Origin of the sequence: Faecalibacillus sp. MSK20_93, assembly GCF_020589945.1 — a bacterium.
In the GTDB taxonomy this organism is placed as follows: domain Bacteria; phylum Bacillota_I; class Bacilli_A; order Erysipelotrichales; family Coprobacillaceae; genus Faecalibacillus; species Faecalibacillus intestinalis.
In genome coordinates this window covers 1-7,462 of record NZ_JAJDKA010000086.1, presented here as the reverse complement: position 1 = coordinate 7,462, position 7,462 = coordinate 1, and the positions used below count along the sequence as shown (strand labels likewise).

At 29.3% G+C, this 7,462-nt stretch carries 11 protein-coding genes and 1 pseudogene; all 12 read left to right on the top strand.

Annotation, left to right across the window (positions count from 1 at the left end; genetic code table 11):
- Nucleotides 1–689: 689 nt before the first annotated feature.
- Nucleotides 690–794: pseudogene (locus tag LJD34_RS15085) on the top strand (prepilin-type N-terminal cleavage/methylation domain-containing protein); the annotation flags it as partial.
- 30 nt (nt 795–824) lie between these two features.
- Nucleotides 825–1,340, top strand: a complete 516-nt coding sequence (locus LJD34_RS15080) for a hypothetical protein (RefSeq protein WP_227360288.1) — start codon at nt 825–827, stop codon at nt 1,338–1,340.
- Between the two features lie 106 nt (nt 1,341–1,446).
- Nucleotides 1,447–1,968, top strand: coding sequence for a hypothetical protein (locus tag LJD34_RS15075; RefSeq protein ID WP_227360287.1), 522 nt, complete (start codon nt 1,447–1,449; stop codon nt 1,966–1,968).
- Nucleotides 1,969–2,217: 249 nt separating this feature from the next.
- Complete coding sequence (cysS, locus tag LJD34_RS15070) at nt 2,218–3,555, top strand: cysteine--tRNA ligase (protein ID WP_227360286.1); 1,338 nt, start codon at nt 2,218–2,220, stop codon at nt 3,553–3,555.
- Nucleotides 3,555–3,947 carry a Mini-ribonuclease 3 gene (locus tag LJD34_RS15065; RefSeq protein ID WP_119364007.1) on the top strand — a complete coding sequence of 131 codons (393 nt, stop codon included), beginning with the start codon at nt 3,555–3,557 and terminating at the stop codon, nt 3,945–3,947. Before cysS ends, LJD34_RS15065 begins: the two co-directional genes overlap by 1 nt.
- A 20-nt stretch (nt 3,948–3,967) precedes the next feature.
- Entirely contained in the window at nt 3,968–4,690 is a 723-nt protein-coding gene (gene rlmB, locus LJD34_RS15060; protein WP_032090775.1) for a 23S rRNA (guanosine(2251)-2'-O)-methyltransferase RlmB, read from the top strand.
- A 20-nt stretch (nt 4,691–4,710) separates the two neighbouring features.
- The gene (locus tag LJD34_RS15055) at nt 4,711–5,298 is read left to right on the top strand and encodes a hypothetical protein (RefSeq protein WP_227360285.1); all 588 of its coding nucleotides are present in this window, start codon (nt 4,711–4,713) and stop codon (nt 5,296–5,298) included.
- Between the two features lie 58 nt (nt 5,299–5,356).
- The gene (gene rpmG, locus LJD34_RS15050) at nt 5,357–5,506 is read left to right on the top strand and encodes a 50S ribosomal protein L33 (protein ID WP_022002628.1); all 150 of its coding nucleotides are present in this window, start codon (nt 5,357–5,359) and stop codon (nt 5,504–5,506) included.
- A 12-nt stretch (nt 5,507–5,518) separates the two neighbouring features.
- Nucleotides 5,519–5,758 carry a preprotein translocase subunit SecE gene (gene secE, locus LJD34_RS16655; protein WP_052010973.1) on the top strand — a complete coding sequence of 80 codons (240 nt, stop codon included), beginning with the start codon at nt 5,519–5,521 and terminating at the stop codon, nt 5,756–5,758.
- A gap of 2 nt (nt 5,759–5,760) precedes the next feature.
- A complete protein-coding gene (gene nusG, locus LJD34_RS15040; protein WP_022002626.1) occupies nt 5,761–6,315 on the top strand; it encodes a transcription termination/antitermination protein NusG in 555 nt (184 codons plus the stop codon).
- 42 nt (nt 6,316–6,357) lie between these two features.
- A complete protein-coding gene (locus LJD34_RS15035) occupies nt 6,358–7,149 on the top strand; it encodes a Cof-type HAD-IIB family hydrolase (protein ID WP_227360284.1) in 792 nt (263 codons plus the stop codon).
- A gap of 56 nt (nt 7,150–7,205) precedes the next feature.
- A partial coding sequence (locus tag LJD34_RS15030; RefSeq protein WP_227360283.1) for an RNA-guided endonuclease TnpB family protein occupies nt 7,206–7,462 on the top strand: 257 nt, incomplete at its 3' end.

Sequence of the window (7,462 nt, the reverse complement as noted above, 5' to 3'; positions counted from 1 at the left end):
TAGGAAGGCTATGTCTTTTAATTCTGACAAAAGTATCAAATATTTCCATGATTCTAGTAGAAGAAACACCGAATGTTCTGGCAATAGAAGCATAAGTAGCATTGTAAGGTTTCAACCTGTTTAGAATAGATATGATAGCTGTTCTAGTAAAGGACCAATCCTCATAGGAAATAGGATTAACATCTGAAAATGAAGTATCACAATCAAAACATCTATATCTTTTGACATAGGTACTCATTTTTACAGGTTTATCATTGACAGGTACGGATACAAGGGATCTTTTTCTATTACCTTTATTGATAAAATGAGTGCTGCCACAATTGGGGCAATATAACCTGGAAGGTTTAAATCTAATATTAATCTCATAATTAGAATTGTTATTATCAACAGTAAAAGTATCAACAACATCATCCTTAATATCAAATAGTTTTAGTAATTCATTGTTCATCGTATAAAATTAAGCAGGACTAGACTGTAAAATTGTATCAAAAAAGGAGATGATAAACATCCCCATGATAATTTAGAGGGTTATCCTCCAAATAATTTAGAGCGACACCCTAAGCTTCAGATAATTTAGTATACCGGAGTATCACTTGGTGGTACTTCTTTTATTATCTTTAAAAGTATTGATAATAAGGGTATTATATGAAATATAAGGAAGTTGTTGACATGAATAAAAAAGGAAACAAAAAGGTTTTACATTAGTAGAAATTATTGTTGTACTTGTCATACTTGCTATACTTGCAGCTATTGTAGCTCCAACAATATTAGGATATGTTGAACAAGCAAAATAATCTGAACAATTATATAAAGTAAGAGATGCATTGATTGCATCACAAACAACTTTGATTAGAACTTATGGGACTGATGGTGAATTTGGTAATGATAATGGCTCTAAAAATGGAAATAAAAAATTAACTAAAGAACAGGCTGCTGATTTAAAATCAAAAGCAGGATTGGAAAAAAATCCATATATATTGATTTTTGGAGCGGGGCATACTTCTTATAAAGGAAGTGCAGATGAAGAAAAAATGTATCATGTTTACTGTGCTATCTATCAAGAAACAAAAGATAGTAAGCCATGGTTTTATGATGGTAAAATATGGTCTCATAAATACTTATGGTCTAAAAGCGGAGAAGCAAAAACTAAAGAAGAAGCGGGGCGTGCAATGTATACAAAGGCTGAAAATGGCATTAACTATAATCGTATGAAAGGTGTAAAGGATTCTATCAAACAAGATGTTAAAGTACAATTGTATTGTGCTTATATTAAAGGTGTATCTAATGCTTCTGATAATGTTCCTGGTTTTTGGAATGATATAAGAAATAAAAGCAATTAATGTCAGTTTAAACTGGCATTTTTTCTTTAAGAACAAAATGGTCTTTTCCATAGAGTTGTCAAAATCAATAAAGTCGTGTAGAATAATAAGAAGACGAGGTGATGATATGAAAAGCATAATAAAATTAATGGTGGTTTTTGTTTGTGTTGTTTCATTAGTTGCTTGTGGGAAAAAAGATACAACTGTTTCAGCAAATAAAGATGGTGTTTTATATGAGGCAGGTGTAGGTGTTTCTTTTTATTATCCTTCTGATTTTAAATTAAGTGAGGGTAATCCAAATGATGGAGTTACACGTTTTACTAAAGAAAATCAAATATTATTTTATAAAGTAGAAGAAAATGAATATGATAATGATACTGATCAATTATCTGAACTTTATAAAGGTGAATTAGAGGCTTCAGAAGTTTCATCATTAAAAGTTAAAAGGCCAGCTTTAGAAAGTGGACTTAAATGTTATGAATATAAGGGAAGTTATGTAAAAACTGGATTGAAGTTTATTCATTTAGTATATTTTGATGATAAGAATACGTATGTTTATGGTTATGAAGCAAATCGAAAAGATTTTAGAAAGAATTTAAAGAAAATGATTGTTTATTTAGAATCTTTTACGAAGTCTTCTGGATTGTAAAATAAATATTTTGTGATAGAATAAGGTCAATAAAAAAATTATAGGTAAGAGAAGTATATTGATGATATTTTATAGAGAGGGCATGCTGGTGGAAATTGTCTAAATGATTGAATAGAAATGCACTTACTTGAGTCTTTTGAAAAGAAAGAACGTTGATTGCGTTAAGGTCATGATAAGCATCGTCTATCTGGTGGAAGAACACGGCAGTGTCTAGATAGTGTATGCTTTTTTTATTAGAGGAGGAACATTATGAAATTATTTAATACACTTACCAATAAAAAAGAAGAATTTAAACCTTTAAAAGAAGGTGAAGTAAGTATTTATGTATGTGGACCTACAGTTTATAACTATGTTCATATTGGAAATACAAGACCAATGATTGTTTTTGATGTTTTAAGAAGAACATTTGAATATTTAGGGAATAAAGTGACTTTTGTTTCAAACTTTACTGATGTAGATGATAAAATTATTAAAGCAGCTAAACAAGAAGGTATTACTGAAAAAGAATTAACTGATAAATATATTAAGGCTTATGAAGATGTTAGAAGAGGATTAAACTTAGAATTTCCTACTTATGCACCTAGAGTTACAGAAACAATGGGTCAAATTATTTCTTTTATTCAAAAATTAGTAGATAAAGGTTATGCATATGTTGTTGATGGAGATGTTTATTTTAGAGTTTCTAAAGTAAAGGAATATGGCGAATTATCGGGTATTAAAATTGAAGACCTTGTAGCAGGTGCAAGTGAACGTGTTGAAGATAAAGGTGTTAAAGAAGAAACAACTGATTTTGCTTTATGGAAGAAGACAGATGAAGGTATTCAATTTGATAGTCCTTGGTCAAAAGGTAGACCAGGATGGCATACAGAATGTGTTGTTATGATCAATGATATTTTTGAAAATGGGCGTATTGATATCCATGGTGGAGGTCAAGATTTAAAATTTCCACATCATGAAAATGAAATTGCTCAATCAAGAGCTTTAAATGGACATCCTATTGCAGATACATGGATGCATAATCAAATGATCAATATTAATAATGAAAAGATGTCTAAATCTTTAGGTAATGTTGTTTGGGCTAAAGATTTAATTGTAGAACTTGGATGCAATGTTTATAAATGGTTTATGTTATCAAGCCATTATAGAAATCCTTTAAATATGACAAATGAGATTATTGAAGGTGTAAAAAAAGAAGTAGCTAAAGTAGAAAACGTTTTAAAACAAACATCTCTTTATGTACAAGTAAATCATCTTGATGGTGATGACTTTAATAAAGACACTGTTGATCATATGGTAGATGCTTTAGCTGATGATTTGAATACTTCTTTAGCTTTAACTGAAATTTTAAATCAAGTTAAAGTATTAAATCAAGCAATGCGTGTTAAAGAAAAAGACAATACTTTAATTTTAAAAGAATATAATACTTTACTTAAGATGACAGATGTCATTGGATTTGTTTTTAAACCAAAACAATTAGATGAAGATGAATTAGAATTATATTCAAAATGGTTAGACGCTAAAGTTGTTAAAGATTTTGAAAAAGCTGATCAATATCGTGCAGAATTAATTCAAAAGGGGATTATTTAATGAATCCAGATTTTATTAATCCATTAGTTCTTGCTTATTTAGGAGATAGTGTTTTAGAACTTTTAGTTAGAGATTATTTAGTAAAAGAAAGTGAACTAAAAAAAGTAAATGAGTTGTGCCAAGAAGCAACTCATTTTGTTAGTAGTTTGTCCCATGAAAAATTTATTTTACATTTATTAGAAACTGATTTTTTAACTGAAGAAGAAGTTGGTATTTTTAAAAGAGGGAGAAATACAAAAACTTCTAAAAGAGATACTAAAGAACATCGTTATTCAACAGGATTTGAATGTTTAATAGGACATTTATATTTAAATGAATGTAAAGATAGAATTTATGAGATATTTGATGAATTCAAAAGATATGTAAATGAGACAAATTTGAGACAAATTTGAGACGAAAAATGGAGAAAAATATGAAACAATATATATATGGAAAGAACCCTATCATGGAGGCGTTAAAGGGTGCAAGTGTTTATAAGATTTATATGTTAAATGGGCATAAGGATCCTAAAATTTTTGATATTTGTAAAAGAAATCAAATTCCATTAGAATTTGTTGATAAAAAAGAATTTGATAAGAAGGTAGGAAAGGTTGTTCATCAAGGAGTAATGGCCTATATTGAAAATTATCGCTATTATACAATTGATGAAATTTTAAAAGATATTCCTGAAAATAAACAACCTCTATTACTTATGTTAGATGGTTTGGAAGATCCTCATAATCTAGGTGCTATTTTGAGAACATGTGATGCTGTTGGTGTTGATGGTGTTATTATTGGAAAAAATAGAAGTGTTGGATTGAATGGAACGGTTGCGAAAGTTTCAACAGGAGCTATTCATCATGTAAAAGTAGCACAGGTAACAAATTTAACAAGAACATTAGAAGATTTAAAAAAGAAGGCATTTTGGATCGTTGGTTGTGAATTAGAAAACAGTCAAGATTATAGAAGTGTTGATTACAATATGCCTACAGTATTAGTTATTGGGTCAGAGGGATTTGGAATGTCAAGATTGGTAAAGAAAAGTTGTGATATTAATGTTGTTTTACCAATGGTAGGACATGTGAATTCATTAAATGCATCAGTAGCTGCATCTGTTCTTTTATATCAAGTCTATAACTCACGTCATCCTTTATAGTAAGAAAGGAGAGACAAACTATGATAGCGTATAATGAACAAGAATTATTGTATTTATATCATTTAGGTTCTTCAATAGCGTATAAATTGTTGTTAGATGAGTATAAAAATAAAATTGGAATTTTTGTGAAACGTTATTGTAGAGAAACAGCATTAACTTCTGCAGAAGATTATAGTCAAGAGGCGTTACTTGTTTTGATTGGAATTTTTGATCGCTATCGCTATGATAAGAATGCTTCTATAAATACATATTTTTCATATGCGATTAATGATGTATTAAAATTACAAAAAAGAATACTTAATAGAGGTAATAAAATTTCTACGATTTCTTTAGATCAAGAAATCTATGGAAGTAATATGCGTATTGAAAATATTATTGCAGATCAAAAGGGTTATAATAGACCGGAATATCAATTACGGTTAAATGAAAACAAAAGTTATTATTTAAATAAAATAGAAAAAGCAAGCTCTTCACTTGAAAGAAAAATATTTGATTGTTTTATGAAAGGATATAAGAGTAAAGAAATTGCTGAATTGTTGAATATTGATATTCGTTGTGTCTATAATGCGAAATATCGCTTACAAAAAAAGATGGACAAATCTAAATAAGATTGACTATAGCTAGCTTTTATGCTAAATTATAGTGGCATAGAAATGAGTTGATAAGATGAAAGAGAAAATCATTTTAGTGTGTAGTGAATGTTTATCGAGAAACTATACAATGACTAAAAATAAACGATTAAATGTAAAAAGATTAGAATTAAATAAATATTGTAAACGTTGTGGAAAGCATACGTTACATAAAGAAACAAAATAAGGAGGCTATGTCGTGTTTGGTAAAAAGGCGGAAACAGAAGTCGTTGAAGAAGTAGAACATGAATTAAAATTTAAAGAGTGGTTCAATTTAAAAGGAATCAGAGCTGAAATTAAAAATATTCATTGGTTAACAAAAAAAGAATTATTTAATAATTCTTTAACTGTATTAGTGTTTACTTTTGTAATGGGGTTATTCTTCTTTGGTGGAGATGCCGTTATTGCATTTATATTGAAAGCGTTGGGGATGGATTAATTATGGCAGGAATGAATGATGAAGGAAGACAATGGTATGTTGTTTGTACATACAATGGTCATGAAAATAAAGTAAAAGAAAACTTAGAAAAACGTATTGAATCAATGGGATTACAAGATTGCTTATATAATATTATAATTCCAGAACATGTAGAAACAGTTATTAAAGATGGTAAAAAAATCAACAAAGTAACAAATATGTTTCCTGGATATGTTCTTGTAGAAATGGTTATGACAGATGAAGCTTGGTATGTTGTACGTAATACTTCAGGGGTTTCAGGATTCATTGGTTCTTCTGGTGGAGGAGCAAAACCTTTCCCACTTCAAAAACATGAATTAGATCCAATCTTAAAGAATATGGGTATTAGTACTTCAGCAATCGAAATTGACTATGCTGTTGGAGATGAAGTAAATGTTATTTCAGGTCCATTTGCTGGTAAAAGTGGAACTGTTGAATCGATTGATTTTGAAAAAGAAACAGCTAAAGTACTTATTGATTTCTTAGGTAATCAAACACCTATGGAAATTGATTTAGTAGCATTAGAAAAAACATTCTAGACAAATGTATTCACATTTGTCTTTTATATTATGGAGGTAAAGATGTCTAAATTATTTTTCTTTGATATAGATGGTACATTGATAGATTGTAATAAAGGGCTTTATGGTATATCAACAATAAATAGAAATTCCTTTGATCAGTTAAAACAAAAAGGTCATGATGTATTTCTAGCTACAGGTAGATGCAAATGCTTTATTACAGAAGGTGTTATGGATTATCCTTTTAGTGGATATGTCACTTGTAATGGGGGCTATGTAGAATATAAAGGAGATGCTATTTATAAAGCTGTTGTTCCAGCAAAAGCAATAGAAGAAACAATTAAATTATCTAAAGAACATCATTTTAGTTTCTATTTTGAAAGTAGCGATTATATTTATGTCTTAGATAAAAATGACCCACAACATAAAGAATTTGCTAGAGTATGGGGAATGAAAGATGAAACAATTATTGATGATTTTGATCCACAAGAAATTGAAACATATATTGGAATGATCGTTATCAATTCAAAAGAAGATATTCCTCTTTTAGTTGAAACATTATCTCCATATTTTGATATTCAAAGACATCAAACAGGATGTTCGTTTGATTTAACATTAAAAGGTGTTTCTAAAGCTGTAGGAATCCAAAAATTAGTAGAAGCACTTCATAAAGATATCAAAGACACGATTGCTTTTGGAGATGGACGCAATGATTTAGAAATGTTAGAAACTGTTGGAACAGGTGTTGCAATGGATAATGCGGTTCCTGAAGCAAAATTTGTGGCTGATGAAATATGTCCAGATGTCAATGATGATGGAATTACAACATGGTTGAAGGAACGTGACTTTATTTAAAGTGAACTTTTTTGTTATAATGACAAAGGTGATTATATGAAAGAAAAAAATTAACAATGAAAGATATAGATCATAAGCTAAGTCGTGAAATTATAAATACAGCAAAAAATCATGACGTATCCGTAATCAAATTAGAGCGACTACAAAACATTCACTCAACGACAAGAACAAGTCGAAAAAACAATCATAGCCTGCATACATGGTCATTCTATAGATTAGCTACATTTATAGAATACAAAGCAAAACTTGCAGGCATAAAAGTTGAGTATGTAGATCCAGCATATACAAGTCAGATTTGTCCAATATGTGGAAG